Annotated in this window: 13 protein-coding genes; all 13 read left to right on the forward strand. The window is 40.7% G+C overall.

The window, feature by feature from the left end:
* Positions 1–1,534, forward strand: a 1,534-nt coding sequence (locus tag AX660_RS23310) for a DUF3458 domain-containing protein (RefSeq protein WP_162266418.1), incomplete at its 5' end; no start/stop codon positions are given.
* Positions 1,535–1,545: 11 nt separating this feature from the next.
* A complete protein-coding gene (locus AX660_RS09925) occupies positions 1,546–1,767 on the forward strand; it encodes a DUF2835 family protein (RefSeq protein ID WP_068376041.1) in 222 nt (73 codons plus the stop codon).
* A gap of 187 nt (positions 1,768–1,954) precedes the next feature.
* Positions 1,955–4,021 carry a DUF1302 domain-containing protein gene (locus tag AX660_RS09930; protein ID WP_068376043.1) on the forward strand — a complete coding sequence of 689 codons (2,067 nt, stop codon included), beginning with the start codon at positions 1,955–1,957 and terminating at the stop codon, positions 4,019–4,021.
* Positions 4,022–4,032: 11 nt separating this feature from the next.
* Positions 4,033–5,400: a DUF1329 domain-containing protein gene (locus tag AX660_RS09935; protein WP_068376045.1), complete on the forward strand. Its 1,368-nt coding sequence runs from the start codon at positions 4,033–4,035 to the stop codon at positions 5,398–5,400.
* 59 nt (positions 5,401–5,459) lie between these two features.
* Complete coding sequence (locus tag AX660_RS09940; RefSeq protein WP_068377046.1) at positions 5,460–6,461, forward strand: YCF48-related protein; 1,002 nt, start codon at positions 5,460–5,462, stop codon at positions 6,459–6,461.
* A complete protein-coding gene (locus tag AX660_RS09945; protein ID WP_068376047.1) occupies positions 6,454–8,769 on the forward strand; it encodes an efflux RND transporter permease subunit in 2,316 nt (771 codons plus the stop codon). The genes AX660_RS09940 and AX660_RS09945 overlap by 8 nt, the downstream gene beginning before the upstream one ends.
* A 281-nt stretch (positions 8,770–9,050) precedes the next feature.
* A complete protein-coding gene (locus tag AX660_RS09950) occupies positions 9,051–13,889 on the forward strand; it encodes an NAD-glutamate dehydrogenase (protein ID WP_068376049.1) in 4,839 nt (1,612 codons plus the stop codon).
* Between the two features lie 80 nt (positions 13,890–13,969).
* A complete protein-coding gene (pyrD, locus tag AX660_RS09955) occupies positions 13,970–14,977 on the forward strand; it encodes a quinone-dependent dihydroorotate dehydrogenase (protein ID WP_068376051.1) in 1,008 nt (335 codons plus the stop codon).
* Between the two features lie 117 nt (positions 14,978–15,094).
* Positions 15,095–15,622: a cell division protein ZapC domain-containing protein gene (locus tag AX660_RS09960; RefSeq protein WP_068376053.1), complete on the forward strand. Its 528-nt coding sequence runs from the start codon at positions 15,095–15,097 to the stop codon at positions 15,620–15,622.
* A 110-nt stretch (positions 15,623–15,732) separates the two neighbouring features.
* Entirely contained in the window at positions 15,733–17,835 is a 2,103-nt protein-coding gene (gene rlmKL / locus AX660_RS09965) for a bifunctional 23S rRNA (guanine(2069)-N(7))-methyltransferase RlmK/23S rRNA (guanine(2445)-N(2))-methyltransferase RlmL (RefSeq protein ID WP_068376055.1), read from the forward strand.
* Between the two features lie 8 nt (positions 17,836–17,843).
* On the forward strand, positions 17,844–18,080 hold the full coding sequence (locus tag AX660_RS09970; protein ID WP_068376057.1) for a glutaredoxin family protein: 237 nt from the start codon (positions 17,844–17,846) through the stop codon (positions 18,078–18,080).
* Positions 18,077–19,978: an ATP-binding cassette ATPase Uup gene (gene uup / locus AX660_RS09975; RefSeq protein ID WP_068376059.1), complete on the forward strand. Its 1,902-nt coding sequence runs from the start codon at positions 18,077–18,079 to the stop codon at positions 19,976–19,978. The genes AX660_RS09970 and uup overlap by 4 nt, the downstream gene beginning before the upstream one ends.
* A gap of 27 nt (positions 19,979–20,005) precedes the next feature.
* Positions 20,006–21,685 (forward strand): DUF3466 family protein, encoded by a 1,680-nt coding sequence (locus AX660_RS09980; protein ID WP_068376061.1) that lies wholly within the window; start codon positions 20,006–20,008, stop codon positions 21,683–21,685.
* Positions 21,686–21,784 lie beyond the last annotated feature (99 nt).

Genomic DNA, 21,784 nt, shown 5'->3' on the forward strand with positions numbered 1-21,784 from the left:
ACACCCAATTCGACCTGATGAAGTGATAGAAATGAATAATTTTTATACAGTCACTGTGTATGACAAAGGTGCGGAGGTGATACGCATGTTGCATACCTTGTTAGGTGCTGAGCATTTCAGACAAGGCATGGATCTGTATTTTAAACGTTTTGACGGGCAAGCGGTAACCTGTGACGATTTTGTACAGGCTTTAGAAGATGCCAGTGGTAAAGATCTAACTCAATTTAGACGTTGGTACAGTCAATCAGGTACTCCTACGATTAGGGTAGAAGATCATTTTGATGAGGCGAGTTCAACTTATAGCTTAAGTTTAAGTCAGTTAACTAAAGCAACCGCTGATCAAAGTAAAAAACAGGTCCTACATATTCCACTTCGATTTAGTTTACTTGATCCATCGGGCGAACATTTAATACTCAATAGTGCCGGTGAAAGTGAAATTATTACTGAGCTGACGGAAGATACATTGCAACTTACCTTTGCTGGTGTAAATGCTAAGCCTGTACCTTCGTTATTACATAATTTTAGTGCGCCAGTACGTTTGCATTACCCGTATACCAATGAACAACTTGCCCATATTGTGCAATATTCACCAGATGATTTTGCACGTTGGGATGCTAGCCAGAAACTTTACAGCGACAACATTCACAAACTTGCCGCACTGGATCAGACGCCGCAATTAACCGACATTGCAGAGCTCTTAGCTGCCCTTAAACCAATAATGAGCAATGTTAGTCTGTCTCCCGCTTTAAAAGCGGAAATGCTGACTTTGCCCAGTTTTGAAACTCTTAGCCAGCAAGTAGAAACCCTTGATATTGATAGACTTTATCAAGCCAGAAAATTTGTATTAAGCGCTGTGGCATTTGCCTTTGTTGAAAGTTGGCAAAGCATGTATCAACCGATGACTGGCTCGGTATACCAGTATGAGCAGCCACAGGTTGAGCGTCGCAAATTAAATAATCTAAGTTTAAAATACCTACAGATAGCACGTCATCCGGGTATTAGTGAGTTGATTATCAAGCAGTTTGAACTGGCTAATAATATGACGGATTCTTTAGGCGCCTTAGCTGCGGCGCAATTAGGAGAGCTTGATACCTTTGATCAATTAATGCAGAAATTTGAACAAAAATGGCAGCATGAGCCTTTGGTTTTAGACAAGTGGTTTGCCTTACATGCTAATACACCTCGAATCGATATTCTTGCGCGTCTAGATATGTTGGCAGGCCATGCTCAATATAGTATTTCCAATCCAAACCGCGTTAGGTCTTTAGTTGGCAGTTTTGCATTTTATAATGTGCCGGGATTCCATGCGCAAGATGGCAGTGGTTACGCCTATTTGGCCAACTATTTAATCAAGTTAAACAACATAAATCCGCAAGTTGCAGCGCGTTTAATTACTCCATTAACGCATTGGCAAAAATTCGATAAATCACGCCAAGACTTAATGCAACATCAACTTTTACGCATCAGCGATACGCCGGATTTAAGTAAAGATCTGTTTGAAAAAATAACTAAAAGTCTGAATTTTAAACATTAGTCCAGCTTACTATGTTGACTTATTATTTTTCAGTATCGCTTACCTACGAAGAATGCAGAGTGCTTTATTTGCCAAAAAACAATGCTGTAGTGGTAATCGAAGAACGTGGTAAACGTATCCAAATCCCCGCGAAAAATTTACGCCCTTTTGTTAGCCAGACAGGACTGAGAGGGCGTTTCAGGCTACAGGTCAGTGAGGATAAAAAACTCCTCAGCTTAGATAGGGTGAGTTAAATATTAACCTGGCTTGTTCGAAAAATGAACACAAGCTATTGAATTAAAACAAATTGATGGCTTTTCAACTGGTACGATTAGTTCTTGCTATCACAGTCAAATGATGTAATGATTTTGTTAATGTAAACGTCATTAGACTATGCTGTAACAGCGTATTGAACAGTGTACGAGATTAGGGAGAATAAATATGAGTTATAGGTCTTCTATATTTAAAAAATCAGCGCTTGCGCTAGGTATCACCAGTGTATTGAGTATGCCAGCTATGTTGGCTACAGCGGCTAACTGGAACAGTGGCGACTGGTCGGTTAGTTTTGATTCTAACTTTTCATTTGGTACCAGTATCAGGGTTGAGGATATTGACTTCTCAACTGTAGGTAATAGTAATCAGCTCAATTTAGATTGGTCTGGCTACAATCCTGCAACTAACCCTATTTATAGTTCTGCCGATGTGTGGGCTTTGACCAATGCTGGCTATTCTACCAATGGTGATTTAAGTACACTCAATTACGACAATGGAAAGTCATTCTCCACACTTTTTAAAGGTGTGCACGAACTGGAAGTTCAGTATAAAAACATGGGCGTATTTTTACGTGGTATGTACTTTTATGATTTTGAATTAAAAGATGGAACACGTGATTGGACTAATCCGATAACCGGACAAACTCAAGATCCTTGTGCTAACGACAAAGCCAGTGAAGAGTTGTGTGCCGATGTTCGTCTGTTAGATGCTTTTTTCTATGCAGATTTTGAACTGGCCGATAAACCTATCAGTGTGCGCCTAGGACAACAGGTTATTACCTGGGGTGAAAGTACCTTTATCCAACACGGTATTAATAGCAGTAATCCCGTTGACGTCACACGTGCTCAGGCACCAGGTGCCGAATTAAAAGAAGTCTTTATTCCGGTTGGTACCGCATTTGCCTCCATAGAGTTGAGTGAATCGCTAAGCTTATCCATGTATTATCAATATGAGTGGGAACGCAGTCGTTTACCTCAAGCCGGCAGTTATTTTTCTACCAATGATTTTGCAGGTGAGGGCGGTCAGGCACAAAACATCCAGCTTGGATTTAGTGGTAACCCAGATATTGATATGGAGTTTCTACTGGCTGGAATTAACCAATTAGGTGGAGCGTTGCGGGCAGGCGCTAGCAGTGCACAGATTGGTAGTGCTTACCTTGCTTACCCTACTAAAGTTGCGGTGCGAGGCTATAGTGATGATGCTCATCAAGACGCAGACGATCAAGGTCAATATGGCTTTAAAGTGTCTTATTTTGGTGAAGAATTAGATGGTGCTGAATTAAGCTTTTATCTGATCAATTATCATAGTCAAAGACCACTGATTACTGGTATTGCTTCGAATTTTACTGCTGCGGGCATAGGGGCTGATTTAGCGTATATCGCACAAAATGCTATTACCAAAGACAATATCACTGACTTGCAAGCCTTTACTAAGGTACAGTTTGAATATCCAGAAGATATCAAACTATATGGTTTTAGTTTTAATACCAACGTAGGAGAAACTGCCTTAGCCGGTGAGATATCTTATCGAGTTGATGAACCTTTACAAATAGACGATGTTGAATTGCTATATGCCGCTATGCCACAACAATTAGCTCTAGCTGGTTTGCGTCCAGACTTTGCGGGTATTTCCCAATTAGATGATTATCAAGGTTTTACGACAGGCCCAGGTCAATCAGCTAAAGGTTATCTGACCTCGGACACAATGCAAATACAGGCAACTGCCACACATATTTTTGGTCCAATGTTAGGGACTGATAACTTGATAGTGTTAGGTGAAGTTGGCTATGTGGATATACTAGATTTTCCTGATCCTAATCTTATTCGTTTAAACGGACCAGGTTCGGTCAGAACACCATCTTTACAACCCTTGGCAGATGGCAACCCGCGTACCGGATTACATGTTGGTTTGTCTGATGGACCAGAACTCAATCCTTTTCCAACGAAAAATGCTTGGGGCTATCGATTGCTGGCCAATGCTTCGTATAACAACATTTTTGCTGGGGTAAATTTGCAAGCGCGCTTTACCTTCGCCCACGACGTAAATGGCATAACGCCAGATCCTTTATTTTTGTTTATTGAAGATCGTAAATCGGCCAGTGCTACTTTGACCTTTGATTATTTGAGTAAATGGTCAGCGTCGATGTCTTACAATAGTTTCTGGGGTGGTGTAGGTACAACAAATGCCTTGTCTGATCGTGACTATATGTCCTTTAACGTTAAGTATTCAATTTAGAGAGGCAAATTATGTTGAAAAAGCAACTATTACTAACGTCGTTTATTGCGTTGAGTTTAAGCTCAGGTTTCGCTGTCGCTAAAGTATCTGAAGCAGAAGCGAATAAACTGGGTGCAGAATTAACCCCATTAGGTGGCATTAAAGCGGCCAATGCCGATGGCAGCATCCCCGCTTGGGATGGTGGTATTACTAAAGTTCCGGCTGGATATAAACCTGGTGATTTTCATCCTGATCCTTATCCAGAAGATAAGGTATTGTTTGAAATTACTTCGGAAAACTATAAACAATATGGCGAGTTTTTAAGTGATGGGCAGAAAAAATTATTTGAAACCTATCCTAGCACCTTCAAAATGCCGGTTTATCCCTCACGTCGTTCTGCTTCGTCGCCTCAGTTTGTTTATGACGAAACCAAAATCAATGCGTTAAAAGCAGAGTTGATTGAAGGAGGCAATGGCGTAAAGAACGCAGCTATTGGTATTCCGTTTCCTATGCCCCAATCAGGTATAGAAGCAATTTGGAACCACATACTGCGTTATCGTGGTGAGAAAGTGCAACGTTTTGGTGGCCAAGCGGCACCAACGGCGTCAGGCGATTATAACATAATCGGTTTTGACGATTTTCTACTACAAAAGTATTCAGCTAAAGATGCTACTCGTGAAAAATTGTTAGAAGACAATGTCATCTCTAAATTTATGCAAGAGGTTACTTCGCCGGCACGTTTAGCAGGTACGGTATTATTGGTGCATGAAACCATGGATCAAATCAGAGAACCACGTAAGGCTTGGACTTATAATACTGGGCAACGCAAAGTATTAGCTGCCCCCAATATTGCTTACGACGCGCCCGGTACAGCAGCGGATGGTTTAAGAACGACTGATGACTTTGATATGTTTAATGGCGCTCCGGATCGTTACAACTGGGAACTCAAAGGCCAAAAAGAAATGTATGTTGCTTACAATAACTACAAATTGCATAGTAACAATATTAAATACAGCGATATATTAAAGCCAGGGCACATTAACCCTGATTATACTCGTTTCGAAAAACATCGGGTTTGGGTAGTCGAAGCTAATCTTAAACCTGAATTTAGACACATTTATCAAAAACGTGTATTTTTTATTGATGAAGATAGCTGGCAAATTCAAGTCGCGGATATGTATGACAACCGCAATGAATTGTACCGAGTAGCGGTAGCGCACGGTGTTAACTATTATGAAGTACCAACACAGTGGTCGACCGTAGATGTCTATTATGATTTAAACTCTCGCCGTTATTTAGCCTTAGGTTTGGATAACGAAGAAAGTATGTATAAATTTGACGTTTCTTTGGATGATGGAGATTTCACGCCACAAGCTTTACGCCGAAAAGGAAAACGTTAATTTAGGCAAGGAAATGGTTGGCGGCGCCAACCATTTTTTTATTAACCTATGAGTATTTTATGCCCGTTAAAAAGAGTATTTTTTCTGCTTTATTGTTAGTACCAGTGTTTGTCTTTGGGCAAGCTTCCAACAATTCATTTCTAGCACCATTAGCTTCCGAATCCTTATTACTGGATATTGCCCATCACAATGGACATTTTGTTGCTGTGGGTGAACGAGGCCATATTTTGCGTTCCCAAGATGCAAAACAATGGCAACAACTAGAGGTACCAACCTTAGCAACACTCACTGCCGTAGATTTTGAGCAAAACCATGCTTGGGCTGTGGGGCATGATGCCACCATAGTGACTAGCCAAGATGGTGGTTTGACGTGGCAACTGCAATATCAAGCGCCTGAGCTAGAAAAACCTTTATTAGACGTACTATTTTTTGATGAAAATCATGGTATCGCTATCGGAGCTTATGGTTTGTTTTTACGCAGCAAAGATGGTGGTAAACACTGGGAAAAAGAAATGCATCCGGAATTGTTAAACCCGGATGATATTGAATACATGGACGAACTAAAACAAGAAGATGAAGATTTTTATTTGCAAGAATTACAATCCATTTTGCCTAACTTAAACCGAGTCTCCTTTGATGGCAGTAAGCTTTATCTCGCAGGTGAAAAGGGCTTGTTAGCAAGCAGTGATGATTTAGGTTTAACTTGGCAGCGCATGGAAATTGACTACATCGGCTCATTTTTTGATATTCAACTTACTGCCTCCGGCAGGCTATTGGCTGCAGGTTTACGCGGCAACGTATTTGAATGGCAAGATGAACAGTGGCTTGCTATTGAATCAGGTACCAGTTTTACCTTTAATTCTATTGTGTCAGTTGATGGCAATACCACGCTTATTCTGGGTAACAACGGCGCAATTCTAAGGTTGACAGGCACTAAAGTAGATTTTAAGCAAACTGACGACAACAAAGCGCTGATTTCTGCAGTGGTATCGGCTAACTCGGTCATTGCAGTATCAGAGGTGGGTGTAAAAACATGGGCGAGCGAAGGTCAGCATGAATAAGTTTATTAATTATGTAGAGGGCATGGTTTTTCGCTATCGCTTAAGTGTGGTACTACTGTTTTTGCTGGCAACTGTATTTTTAGCGTATCAATCGTCTTTGCTTAAGCTTGATGCGGGTTTTACTAAAAATATCCCTTTACAGCATGAATACATGCAAAACTACATGAAACACAGTAAGGATTTTGGGGGCGCCAACAGCGTACTTGTGGCGGTTTGTGATAGAAATGCCACTATTTATAATCAGCAATTTTTTGATACGCTAAAACAAGCCCATGATCAGTTGTTTTTCATTAATGGTATAGACCGTTCTTTAGTTAAATCTATCTATTCTTCTTCGACACGTTTTACTGAAATAGTGGAAGGTGGTTTTGCCGGTGGGCCGGTTATACCTGCTGATTTTAATTCTACGAATCCCGCAGCATTAGAAAAAGTCGCCAGTAATGTAGATAAAGCCGGCATAGTTGGTGGCTTAGTGTCTGACGATTTTAAGTGTGCCATGGTTTCTGGTCAGTTACTGGAGCTTGATCCTAATACCGGTGAAAAACTCAGTACTCTAGTTTTCGCTAGTGATTTAGAAAACAAGATCAGAGCGCCGTTTGAAGATGAAAACATCAGCGTGCATATCATTGGTTTTGCCAAAATGATTGGTGATGTTGCCGATGGTGCCAAAGATGTGGTGATATTTTTTGCTATCGCCATCGGAGTCACCGCGATATTAGTCTTTTTCTTTTGCAAATCTGCGATGTTAACTGTACTGCCTTTATTGTGCTCGGTGGTGGCGGTAGTGTGGCAGTTGGGTCTGTTAACTTTGTTAGGTTTTGGCCTTGATCCGATGTCAATTCTGGTGCCGTTTTTAGTCTTTGCCATCGGCATCAGCCATGGCGTGCAGATGATCAATTCTGTCGGTAAAGAAGTAGTGGCCGGTGCTAGTGTGCGTATGGCGGCTCAAACCGCATTTCGAACCTTGTTGATCCCCGGTGGCATCGCACTGTTGTCTGACACTATTGGTTTTATGACTTTGTTGGTTATCGATATTGGGATTATTCGCGAATTAGCTATTACCGCGAGTATGGGGGTGGCAGTCATTATCCTAACCAACTTAGTATTGCTACCAGTATTAATGTCTTATCTAAAATTGGGTGAGAATTACAAACGCAAGTTTGCTGGTAAAGAACAACGTTCAGATAAATTTTGGGATTCAATCGCTTCGTGCTCTAACCCTAAAATTGCGGTAGTCATTCTCATTGTTACCCTGATGTTGTTTGGTTTGGGCTGGATGCAATCTTTAAAAATGAAGATCGGCGATTTACACGCTGGTGCACCGGCCTTACATGAAAGTTCTCGTTATAATCAAGATACTTTCCTCATCACAGATAAGTTTGCAATCAGTGTTGACTATCTATCGATTCTGGTTGAAACCGAAGCTGATTCTTGTACCTCTTATGAAGTTATGTCGGCGATCGATAGTTTGCAGTGGAAAGTATCCAATATTCCCGGCGTACAGTCTGCAGTCAGCCTTGCTTCAGTGGCCAAGATAGTAAACGCAGGGTACAACGAAGGTAATCCTAAATGGCGGGTATTACCACGTAATCAACAAACGATGGTGCAAGATATTTCCTTAGTGCCAACAACCTCTGGTTTGTTAAACGGTAATTGTTCAGTTATGCCGATTATCTTGTTTATGCAAGATCATAAGGCTGAAACTATCACTCGTGTGGTTGATGCGATTAAGCAAGTCCGTCAAGAATACGAAACAGATACCTTGAAGTTCCAATTAGCCTCAGGACCGGTAGGGGTTATGGCGGCACAAAATGAAGCCGTAGACGCCGCGCAAAACCCGATGATGGCTTATGTGTTTGGGGCAGTGATTATCTTATGTCTGGTAAGCTTTAAATCCTTGCGTGCAACATTGTCCGTGGTGTTGCCTCTGTATGTGGTATCAGTATTAGCGCAGGCCTTGATGACCTATCTCGAAATAGGCTTAACCGTATCAACTTTGCCGGTTATAGCCTTAGGTGTGGGCATTGGCGTGGATTATGGTATCTATATTTTGTCTATCATGAGTAGCAAACTTAAGTCTGGTATGCCGGTGCGCCAAGCGTATTTTGAAGCACTAAAAGAGCGCGGTAGTGCCGTATTATTTACCGGTGCAACTTTGGCAGTTGGGGTAAGTACTTGGGTATTCTCGAGCCTGAAATTTCAGATGGACATGGGCATACTCTTAACCTTTATGTTTGTAGTGAACATGATGGGCGCGATTATTGTCTTGCCTGCGCTGGCTGCGGTGTTTTGGCGCAAACAAAGCTAAAATTATTTTTTGCATAGTTATTAATTCATTTTCTTTAAAAAAGGCCTTTGGGCCTTTTTTTATGAGAGTTAATTGCATGCTTATGTTAATTGTTAAAATGGCGTAAATTTAATCCTTTTCTTGTTGTTATTATTTAGCGAGAATATGCGAATAAGATCGAAAAACTGTATATCTCTCAGTCTTTTGACTAATAAGTACTTATTGAATTTGGGGGTTTTAAACAGCGAATTTTGAAAAGTACACTAACATAATAAACGACAAACTAAATAATAGGTAAGCACATGACGGTTTCCAATAACCAGCATTCAGTTTTACTCGAAAATGTTTATAAGCTCATAGAAAAAAAAGTAGATAAATCGCAAGTTGAACGTGTCATTAAGTTTTCTAAAATACTGTTCAAAAACATCTCAAAAGATGATCTTGATAATCGCAACGATAGCGACTTGTATGGCGCAACACTGAGTCTGTGGAATGAATTTTTCGACTACAGTGGTGAAAAACCCTATATCAGGGTATTTAATCCTGAAATCGCCAAACATGGCTGGCAGTCGACTCATACCATCATCGAAATTCTGGTCGCAGATAGCCCATTTTTGGTGGATTCAGTACGTATGGCGCTGAATCGTTTGGGGATCACCGCTCATTTATTATTGCATAGCCCCATTACTTTACGTCGAGATAAAGAACATAAATTTGTATCTTTTGATGGTGCGGTAGTGGGTGAACAGGGTTTTTGTAAACAAACGGTATTTTTAATCGAAGTTGACAGACAAACCAATAAAAAAGACTTGGATGCACTGAGTGCTGAATTACTTTCAGTAGTCAACGAAGTATCTTTAGCCGTTTTGGATTGGCAAGCCATGCGTGAACGTTTGGCAGAAATCATTCAAGAGTTTCCAAAGAGTGCAGCATCATTATCTGAGCAAGTTAAAAACGAAAGCTTAAAGTTTTTAAACTGGATGTATGATCACAATTTCACCTTGATGGGTTATAGACGTTACAGTGCCAAGGCGATAAAAGGCGACTATCGCTGGGGAGCTGATAATGATTCAAGCTTAGGTTTGATGAAAAATTCAAAAAGTGAAAGGGATAGAGTGTTATCTAACATTCCCGATTCGGCTCGTAGTGAAGCGCTAAGTAAAAATCCTTTAATGCTGACTAAAACTAACTCGCGTTCTAGAGTGCATCGTCCAGCTTATATGGATTATGTCGGTATTAAACGTTTTGATGATCATGGCAATGTGGTCGGCGAAGACCGTTTTATCGGTTTGTATTCAGCCGCTTTCTACAATAGCAGCGCAACTCAGCTACCTGTATTGCAAGAAAAAATCAACGCTATATGTAAGTTATCCGGCTTTGATGCTGGCTCACATGGTCAAAAGGCCTTTTTAAATATTATCGAAACCTACCCGCGGGATGAGTTATTACAAGGTAGTGTTGAGGAACTGGCCAAAATTGCCTTGGGTATCTTCCAGATGCAAGAACGGGGCATATCTCGCTTGTTCGCCCGTAAAGATATATTTGGTCGTTTTGTCTCTTGTATGGTTTACGTACCTCGTGAACGTTACAACACCCAATTGCGTAAAGACACTCAGGATCTACTGAAAAAATCTTTTGGAAGCGACGAAGAAGTCGAATTTACCACGTACTTTTCAGAGTCTGTATACGCCAGAACACACTATATCGCGCGTGTTAAGAACAACAACTCGGAGTTTAATGTGAAAGAGATAGAAAAAAATATCATTGAACTAACCAAAAGTTGGGACGACCGATTAGTGGCAACTATTCGTACTAAACACGGAGAAGCCCAAGGTAAAGCCTTAGAGAAAAAATACGTCAATGCCTTTTCGCGTAGTTATAAAGAATACAATTTACCCAGTGCTGCTTTGGTTGATATGGATAAACTGGAGATGCTTAATGCAGAGCAAACTCTGGATATGTTGTTCTATCGTCCTCAAGAAGAAGGCCCCGACAGTAAAATTGTTAAATTAAAACTTTTCCATAAAAATGAGCCTATCCATTTATCTGCCGTGCTGCCTATGTTGGAAAACTTTGGGCTGCGGGTTATCGATGAAAGCCCGTTTAAGGTGCACTCTGGTAATGGTGATGTTAATTGGATCATGGATTTTTCCATGTTACATAACACCAGTAATGATATGGAATTGGAACAAGCACAAAGTCTATTTCAAGATGCGTTTTCACAAGTGTGGTATGGCAAGTTAGAAGATGATCCCTTTAACCGTTTAGTTTTGGGGGCGGGTCTAACGGGTAGAAAAGTGACTATACTGCGTGCATATGCAAAATATATGCGTCAGATAGGCAGCTCGTTCAGCCGGGATTATATTGCCAATACCTTGGCTAATTATCCGGAAATCGCCAAGTTATTAGTGGATTTATTTAACTTACGTTACAACCCCAAAATCAAGCAGTCGCCTAAAAAAGAAGAGACTTTATTAGGCGTAATTAAAGAGCAAATTGATACCGTATCGAACTTAGATGACGATCGAATTATCCGTCGTTATTTAGACCTTATTTTGGCAACGCTGAGAACAAACTTTTATCAAGCAGATGAGCAGGGTAATGAAAAGTCCTATGTCTCCATCAAAATGTTACCCGATCTGATTCCGGATATGCCATTACCCAAGCCTAAGTTTGAGATTTTTGTGTATTCTCCGCGCATTGAAGGCGTGCATTTACGTGGTGGCAAAGTGGCCCGTGGTGGGCTGCGTTGGTCAGACAGACAAGAAGATTTTAGAACCGAAGTATTGGGTTTAGTTAAAGCCCAGCAAGTTAAAAATACGGTGATAGTACCAGTTGGTGCAAAAGGTGGGTTTGTATGTAAAAACTTACCGGTTAACCAAGGGCGTCAGGCATTTTTGGATGAAGGAAAGGCTTGTTACAAAATCTTTATCCGCAGTTTACTGGATATTACGGACAACATAGTCGATGGAAAAGTCGTTCACCCTAAAGATGTTGTGCGCCTAGACGAAGATGATCCCTATTTGGTTGTGGCAGCTGATAAAGGTACAGCCACCTTTTCGGATATTGCTAACGGCATATCAGAAGAGTTTGGCTTTTGGTTGGGTGATGCTTTTGCCTCTGGTGGCAGTATCGGTTATGACCATAAAAAAATGGGCATTACCGCTAAAGGTGGCTGGGAATCAGTTAAGCGTCACTTCAGAGAAACCGGCGTTGATTGCCAAACTACCGATTTTACCTGCGTCGGTATTGGTGATATGGCGGGTGACGTATTTGGTAACGGTATGTTGTTGTCTGAGCATACCCGTTTAATATGTGCATTTAACCATTTACATATCTTTTTTGATCCCGATCCAAATCCACAAACGAGTTACCAAGAGCGTAAACGTTTGTTTGAAAACCCTTCACTTAGTTGGGATGATTACGATAAATCACTTATCTCCAAAGGTGGAGATTTGTTCCATCGCTCTGCTAAATCCATCAAGTTGACAGTGGAAATGCGGAAGTGGTTAGGCACTAAACAGCTGACCATGACACCTAATGAACTGATTCATAACGTGCTTAAAATGCAGGTCGACCTTATCTGGAATGGCGGTATTGGTACCTATGTGAAAAGTACTAAAGAATCTAATTCAGACGTGGGTGATCGCGCGAATGATGATTTACGGGTAAATGGTAAAGATATCCAAGCGACAATTATTGGTGAAGGTGGCAACTTGGGTATGACCCAATTGGGCCGTATTGAATATGCCATGCATGGTGGTCGGGTTAATACCGACTTTATCGATAACGTAGGTGGTGTCGATTGTTCAGATAATGAAGTAAACATCAAAATTTTACTAAATGCTCTAGTACGCGCAGGGGACTTAACCAGCAAACAACGTAATAACTTGCTGTACTCCATGACAGACGAAGTGGGCGAACTGGTGATTAAAGATTGTTACCGCCAGACTCAATCCATTTCAATCTCACATTTAGGTGGCGCGAGTCAGTTAAAAGAGCAGTTGCGTTTTATTCATGGACTAGAGCGTGAAGGTTATCTAAACCGTGAGCTAGAATTTATTCCTTCAGATGATGAAATTTCAGATCGTTTAGCCAAATCAATGGGCTTAACTCGCCCTGAATTATCAGTCTTGCTGGCTTACGGTAAAATGGTCTTAAAACAGAAGTTCAATATTCCTGCCATTACCGCTAATCCCTACCATAGCAAATTGTTGATTGAAGCCTTTCCTAAGTTATTACAGGAAAAGTTTGCTTTACAAATGGAGCAACATCCGCTGCGTGGTGAAATTATTGCCACTAAGTTGACCAACAATATTATTAACGATATGGGCATGAATTTTGTTTTCAGAATTCAAGAAGAAACCGGTGCAAGCATAGAAGAAATAGCCAACGCCTATGTGATAGTAAAAGGTATCTTTGGTCTGGAAAAACTATGGCGCGAAATCGAAAGTCTTGATTCGACCATTGACGCTCAGGTGCAATTGCAAATGTTAGAAACCATGCGCCGTACTCTGAGAAGAGCGTCACGCTGGTATTTACGTCATGGCAATAAAGCCTTAAGCATACCCGACGCGATTGATTTTTATGCTTCAACCTTTAAGGATTTATTTAGCAATATTCAAGATTACTTGGTTGAAGATGAATATAAACAGTTAGAAAATAGTCGATTGCGCTACACCAAAGCGCGTGCGCCAGAAAAAATTGCTTATCAAGTTGCCAGTTTAAGTAACATGTTCCCTTGCCTAGACTTAGCTCAAGTGGCTGAATCTGACAAACGTGACATCAAACTTGTGGCTAATTTGTACTTTAAATTAGGTGCTAAACTAGAAGTGCATTGGTTCCTTGAGCAAATTAACAATCAACCGGTTAATAACCATTGGCAAGCTTTGGCACGAGCTTCTTATCGTGAAGAATTAGATTGGCAACAACGCGCTTTAACCACCGTTTTGCTTAATTCTTCGCCCAAAAGTAAAGATGCAGAAGAGATTTTGAAAAAATGGATGGAAAGCAATCAAACATTGTTAGATCGTTGGTATCATATGATGTCTGAATTTAAAACCAGCAGCACCCATGAGTTTGCCAAGTTTTCTGTGGCTTTGCGTGAGTTAATGTTACTCAGCATTAACGCTAACGGTTAAACTGAATGTAAACAAACAAAAGCCCTGGTCATGATAACCGGGGCTTTTTTATATATAGAAAGAAATAGAGAACAATAAACATGTATTCGATCATTCAAAAAGCGCTATTTACTCAGGATGCTGAGTGGAGTCACGATTTTACTATTAACTGGTTGCGCCGCACTCAAAACACGCCCTTAGACTTTGTATACCGCCAAAACTTGACAGCCAAACCGGTAGAAGTAATGGGACTAAAATTCAAAAACCCTTTAGGTCTGGCTGCAGGGCTGGATAAAAATGGGGAATGTATTGATGCTTTTGCCGCCATGGGTTTTGGTTTTATTGAAATTGGAACCGTGACACCACGAGCGCAAGCGGGTAATGATAAACCGCGCATGTTTCGTTTGCCGGCAGGGCAGGCCATTATCAACCGTATGGGCTTTAACAATAAGGGCGTTGATAATCTGGTGGCCAATGTTAAAAAATCTCGTTTTGATGGGGTACTTGGTATCAATATTGGTAAAAATAAAGATACCCCAGAAGAAGCCGCTTTAAGTGATTACCTTAGCTGTTTACAAAAAGTCTATGAACACGCCAGTTATGTGACTATCAACATTTCTTCACCTAACACTCCAGGCCTGCGTAATTTGCAGCACGGTAACGCATTAAACGACTTGTTAAGCGGTTTAAAAACAGAACAACTTAAGTTAGCTGACAAATTTAAAGTCTATCGGCCAGTGTTAGTTAAGATCGCGCCAGATCTTAGTCACAGCGAAATTGAAAATATGGCCAGCGCCTTGATCAAAGCCGGGATCGATGGGGTTATCGCGACCAATACCACACTTGATCGCTCTTTAGTAGAAGGTCAGCCAAATGCTCAAGAAACGGGCGGTTTAAGCGGTGCTGTTTTAACTACAAAAAGCCAACAAGTCGCCTTAGATTTAGCTAGCGCATTAGGGGGCGCCATACCTATGATAGGAGTAGGGGGTATACACGATGCGGCTTCTGCTAAAGATAGGATCAACGCAGGATCATCATTGATCCAGCTTTACAGTTCTTTGATCTATCGTGGCCCGCAAGTGATCAAAGAGATCGTCGAAAGCTTATAAGGATCGTGCTGCGATCCGCCTTAATTAGAGTAAATAAATATTAACAAGGATGTTATTTTCAGCCCCAAGCTATGGTAGCTTTTAGCCACTTCTATTCAGGCAAAGATTGTTAAATTTATGCTGCAACCAAAAGCAGATTGGTATTGGTACTGTGACCAACAGGGTTTGATGCTCTCGCTTGGCCAGAACTTACAATTTAAAACCGCTTACAAAAGCAAGTGTCTGACAACCATGCCGACCGACAAACAGTGGTTCAGCATGGAAGATTCTGCTCACTATGTAAATTTAGCTGAGCAGCTTCAAGCCTCTTATATAAACTTAAGTAGTGCAGAATTAACGCAGATATTGATAAATGGGGTAGCGGCATTGGTATTTCACAAACCAGTGGCATTACGTAGTTGGTATTTTACTGAGCAAACTCACTTTGGTGCCATTCATCAATTAGCGAGTTTGGAAAATGAACTGGGCAAAGGTGATGTCATTGTGCTTGAGCAAGATGCCAATGTGGCAACTTGCATGGTTATCTCGACATCGTTGAGCTTAATCAATGATAAACAACTAGCTCAGTTTGAATTAATTAAAGTGATGAAAAATCGCCTCATACCTTTTATCCTTCAATCAACCCTGCTTTCACAATCTGCCTAAGCCATCTTAGTGTAGTTTTTATTGGTTTTTGTCCATTTAGTTGCTTTTAAATATGCGCCTGCTGCCCATTTACCGTATAATCCCGCCCGATTAAATTATAGGTAAGATGAATGTTAGAGTTTTTAATAACAGCAGCAAAAGGGCTCGATGAGCTCTTAATAGACGAGATAGCCACTCTATGCCCTGAAGCAAAGCTTAAATCTAAGCCTGGTCAGGTAATTATGTTTGCTGGTATTGAAGATGCTTACCGTGTTTGCCTATGGTCTAGGCTGGCTAACCGAGTGTTATTAAAACTCAGCGAAGGCGACGTTAAGTCAGCTGACGATTTATACAAAATTGCTGATCAAGTTAACTGGCCAACTCACTTTGGTTTAAAACAAACCTTTGTGGTGGATTTTAATGGTACTAACCAGCAAATTAATAATACTCAGTTTGGCGCACTTAAAATCAAAGATGCCATAGTGGATCAGTTTGCCGTGTTTTTTGATTCACGACCTTCAGTGCAAAAGATTGCGCCGGATATCCGTGTTCATGCTCGTTTGTGGCGCGACAAACTTACGGTTTATCTGGATATGTCAGGCCGTAGTTTACACCAACGCCACTACCGCAATAAAACTGGCTTAGCGCCAATTAAAGAACATATTGCCTGTGCCATGTTAATTCGTAGTGGTTGGACTAAAAACCAACAGTTACCTTTGCTCGATCCTATGTGTGGGGCAGGGACTATTGTGATTGAAGCCGCTTTAATGGCGGCCAACATTGCCCCAGGTCTTAAACGTGATAATTGGGGGTTTAGCCATTGGCAGCAGCATGAAGATGGGATATGGCAATCCCTTTTGAATGAAGCTAAACAACAAATTTCTACTCCGCAAAAATTGATTTACGCCAATGATTTAGATCAAGGTGTATTAGCCCTAGCCAAAGAAAACGCTCATCAGGCAGACGTATATCACTACATTCATTTTAGTCATCAAGATGTGAACAACTTTAAAATTGATGAGCTCAGCCCTGGTTATATTGTAAGTAACCCGCCTTATGGTGAAAGACTTAGCGATACCGCTCAGTTATTTCCATTATTTAAACAATGGGGCAGTTGGTTAAAACAGCAGTTTAAAAACTGGCATGTGTCTTTGTTAACGTCAAATCGCGAGTTGTTGCGACAAATGAAGTTAACAGCGAAAAAAGAATACCAACTAATGAATGGCAAACTGGAATGTCAGCTAGTTAACTTTGTATTAGATGAAGCTAACTGTCAGGAACGTGAAACAAAACTGATTCAAAACGATTTTGTTAATCGTCTGACTAAAAATCTGGCGCGTAGTACTAAATGGCTTAAATCCCAGAATACCGATTGTTACCGCCTGTATGACGCCGATTTACCTGAATATAACGTAGCAATCGACTGTTATGCTGATTGGTTAGTAGTGCAGGAATACGCGGCGCCCAAAAATGTCCCTGAGCAAGTTGCCAAAAAACGCTTGCATGAGATTGTTGCGGCCTTACCACAAGTGACTAAGGTTGATCCTGACCATATTGTGCTTAAAGTACGCGAGCAGCAAAAAGGTAAAAACCAATATCAAAAAGTCGCACAAACCAAACAAACCATTGAGGTTTATGAAAACGGCGCACGTTTTAAAGTGAATCTTAAAGATTATTTGGATACCGGTTTGTTTTTAGATCACCGCATTACCCGCCAATTGGTACAGCAAAAAGCTAAGGGTAAAAACGTGCTAAACCTATTTGCCTATACAGGCAGTGTCTCGGTACATGCTGCCTTAGGTGGGGCAAAATCAGTTACTACGGTAGATATGTCGAATACCTATATTGAGTGGGCAAAAGAGAATTTTGCGCTTAATAAACTTAAGGGCGCTTATCATTTTGAGCAAGCAGATTGTCTGACCTGGCTAAAACGCCATCAGCAAAAGTATGATTTAATTTTTATCGATCCTCCGTCGTTTTCAAATTCTAAACGTATGGACGCGACTTGGGATGTACAGCGGGATTATTTAGATTTAATAAAAGACGCTATCAATTGTTTGAATACAAAGGGTTACATTTTCTTTTCAAATAATCTGCGACAATTCAAATTGGATGAACAAGCAATTCAGGCTTTAGGTTTAAGTGTGACTAATTTAACTCAGCAAACGATCCCTGAAGATTTTCAACGTAACCCCAAAATTCATCATTGTTGGTTACTGACTAAGGAAAATTAAATCTCGTTATGCTGTCTAAGTTTGTTTTATATTCGGGCCACAATTGTTGTTTATGTGATGATGCTAAAGCCTTATTGGCACAAACAAGCATCGACCCAAAAGAGTTTGTCGAAGTTGATGTGAAGACAGACTCACAGATTTACCATTTATATGGGGCACGTATTCCAGTATTAGTGAATACACAAGCGCAACAAGAACTGGCTTGGCCCTTTGAACTACCACAATTAACAGAGTTTTTATCTTGAGTTTATTACAGTTAAAAAATGCCAGTATCATTCTTGGCCATCCCCCTTTATTAAATGGTATTGAGCTGGTTATCCATGCAGGTGAGAGATTGTGTCTGGTTGGACGCAATGGTTCCGGTAAATCAACCTTATTAAAAGTTATCGCGGGTGAAGTTATTCTCGATGACGGTCAGCGTATCGTTAATGCCGATGTTAAGATTTCACGTTTGCCGCAAGACCCGCCTATGAGTGTGGAATGCAGCTTATTTGATTATGTGGCCGAAGGCTTAGCCGAAGCGGGTGCTTGTCTTAAAGCCTATTATCATCAGATAGAAGAAGTTACGGTTGATCCTTCCGACGCCAATCTGAAAAAACTAGAACAACTCCAGCACCAACTTGATCACCATAATGCCTGGGGTTTAGAAACCCGTATTCAGCAAGTGTTGACCAGTTTGAAGTTAGATCCGAATCAGCAACTCAGTAGTTTATCCGGTGGTTGGCGCCGTAAAGCCGCCTTAGCTAAGGCGATGGCCAGCGACCCAGATATACTCTTATTAGATGAACCCACAAACCACTTAGATATCGACATGATAAAGTGGCTCGAAGAAGCGGTTAATGGTTATGCTGGTGCTGTGGTGTTTGTCAGCCACGATAGGGCATTTATTCGTAAAGTGGCTACTCGTATTGTTGATTTAGACCGTGGTAATTTAGTTAGCTATCCCGGTGATTACGCGGCCTATTTAGTCCAAAAAGCCAATGATTTAGAAGTTGAAGAAAGCCAAAATGCCTTGTTCGACAAAAAGCTAAGTCAAGAAGAAACGTGGATTAGACAAGGGGTTAAAGCTCGCCGTACCCGGAACGAAGGCCGAGTACGCGCCTTAAAAGCCTTACGCGAAGAAAGATCACAACGGGCGAACCGCCAAGGTAAGGCTGTTGTCACCGTCAGTGAAGCGAAAAACTCTGGTAAAATTATTTTTGAAACTGACGCGTTGCGCTATCAAATAGAGAATAACTTAATCGTCAAAGCATTAACGGCTACTATTTTGCGCGGTGAAAAACTTGCCTTAGTCGGCCCCAATGGCTGTGGCAAAAGTACGTTGATTAAGTTATTACTCGGTGATTTACAAGCGACCTCAGGTTTAGTAAAACGCGGTGCAAATTTAGAAGTCGCCTACTTTGATCAACATCGTGAAAACCTAGACGGTGAAAAGCGCGTAATTGATGCCATTGCCGATGGTAAACGCGAAGTCACGGTTAATGGCCGAACTAAACATGTGATGAGTTATTTACAGGATTATTTATTTATTCCTGAGCGAGTAAATTCGCCTGTTAAATCTCTCTCAGGTGGTGAAAAGAACAGATTGTTGTTGGCTAAATTGATGTTAAAACCCAGCAATTTATTAATTCTCGATGAACCAACTAACGACTTAGATGTAGAAACACTGGAACTGTTAGAAGATACTTTATCGAATTATCCCGGTACGGTAATTTTAGTTAGCCATGATCGTGAATTTGTTGATAACGTTGCCACTACCAGTCTATTTTTTGAAGGGCATGGCGAAGTGAAGGAGTTTGTGGGTGGTTGTTCGGATATCGCTCAGTGGTATGAACAACAAAACACAAAAAAAACACCGGTTGCTGCAACTAATAATCGTGTTGATAGTCCTAGAACCAACAATGTTGCAAGCAAAGGTAAAAAGTTATCGTTTAAGTTGCAACATGAATTAGAATCGTTACCCTCTGCAATTGACCGTTTAGAGCAACAAATAGCAGCTCTGCAAATAAAGGTTAATGATCCAGATTTTTTTAAACAAGAAGCAACGAGTTCAAACCAAAGCCTAGCTGAATTGGCTCAAGCAGAACAAGACTTGAGTCAGTGTTATGCAAGATGGGATGAATTAGAAAGCATGCTCGAATGATTAAACTAGTAGTAAGCAGGATTTTAAATGAAAAAAACTAGACTGGCAGCCATATTGTCATTGTCCTTATTGTCTGTAACTGCTGCTAATGCAGCACAATACAGCGTGGTGGAATTAGCCGTGACGGACAAGGGGATAAGTACTTTCCCAACCGATATTAGTAACAGTGGCGAGGTTTCAGTCAATGTGCAAAATTTGTACAGCCCAATTATTGATGTATCGTTGATAAACTTTGAACTTGAATCGCTAATTAATAACTTAACTGATATTGATGCAGCTAAAGCCGGTAATTTAAATACTACTGATTATTTGTTGTTGTATACATTTATCACCTCTAATCGCGAAAGCCAATTTTTTCAACAAATTGCTCAAGTTAATAGTTATTTAAGCACTGAAAACAATAGTACTTTGCTGCCAGCCTTTGATCTTATTAATGCCGATAGCGGCTTATATGAGCGCAGTACTAATACCACTGTACGAGGTCTGAACGACGCTGGTTATTCAGTTGGTGTCGCTCAAGGTGGGTTTTACAAATTACCCTATACCTTTGCAGACGAAGCCTCAACTGAAACGACTTTTGTACTTAATGATTTCTATAGTCGAGGTTTTGCACAATTAAACGGTAATATCATCGAGCTACCTCCAATTGAAACTACCGCTGGTGGTTTGAGTGATGCTTTTGATATTAACGTCAATAACCAAGTTGTAGGTTATGGTACAACAGAACTTGTTGCTGAAAGCTTTCAAACTGGTGTAGACAACTGTGCTGATGAGACAGTCAGAGGTGATATCCCACAAGCATCTTGCATTCGCAGTTTAAGTGTTTCGCTTTCTAGTAGTGTCGGACAAATAGCCCAACGCCGTGGTTTGATTTGGCAGCTTGATGATCAAGGTAATATCATCAGTACCAAAGAATTGGGTTTATTACTCACTGTGGAAGACGACGATAGCAAAATCTATTCGAGTCGTGCGGTTGCGATTAATGACAATGGTATTGCAGTGGGTGAATCTCCGGCAATTTATAAAGAAACAACATTTCTTACTACTGCGGCGGCAATTTATATCGGCGATCAGGTTTCAACCATTAATTACGATGATGAGACCTTAAGTAGTACAGCGACCGACATTAATAATCAGGATTTAGTAGTGGGCTACATTACTAAACGGATCAACGGTTATACCCGTAAAAAGTTTTTTGTGCATGATATCAATACTGATATTACCACTTACCCTAATGATTTTTTCTTGGGCTCATCCAGTACAGCTAACAGCATTAACAATAATGGTTTAGTGGTCGGTTATGCTGAATACGAATCATCACTAAGCAATCGTCGTAACGCAGGGTTTTTATATAATAATAATGATAAAAGCTTTACCGATTTAGCTAGTCTACTTGCTTGCGATTCTCCTTATATTATCCAGCAAGCCAACGCTATTAATGACAACAATGAAATTGCTGCCACAGCGGTTAAAAAAGGCCCTGCACGTAATGTTAAAGGTGAAATCATATTAGATGCCGATGGTGTTGAAGTTCAGACTGATGTGGTTGTTGCGGTTAAGCTTGTGCCAATTCCCGGTGGCGTTGTTGATCAATGTGATGTGGTCGATAATGAAAATCGTGACAGACAAGGAGCAGGATTGAGTTGGCTCATTTTATTATCGTTGTTTGGTTTTGGCTGCAGAAAACTACGATTTAAAGCAAAATAAAAATAGTTTATTTACTCATCAAAAACCTACTTCCAAGTAGGTTTTTTTGTATCTGTGTTTTATTCCTAATCACTGCTTTTTCCCGTTTTTATATGCAAA

Origin of the sequence: Paraglaciecola hydrolytica, from assembly GCF_001565895.1 — a bacterium.
Classification (GTDB): Bacteria; Pseudomonadota; Gammaproteobacteria; order Enterobacterales; family Alteromonadaceae; genus Paraglaciecola; species Paraglaciecola hydrolytica.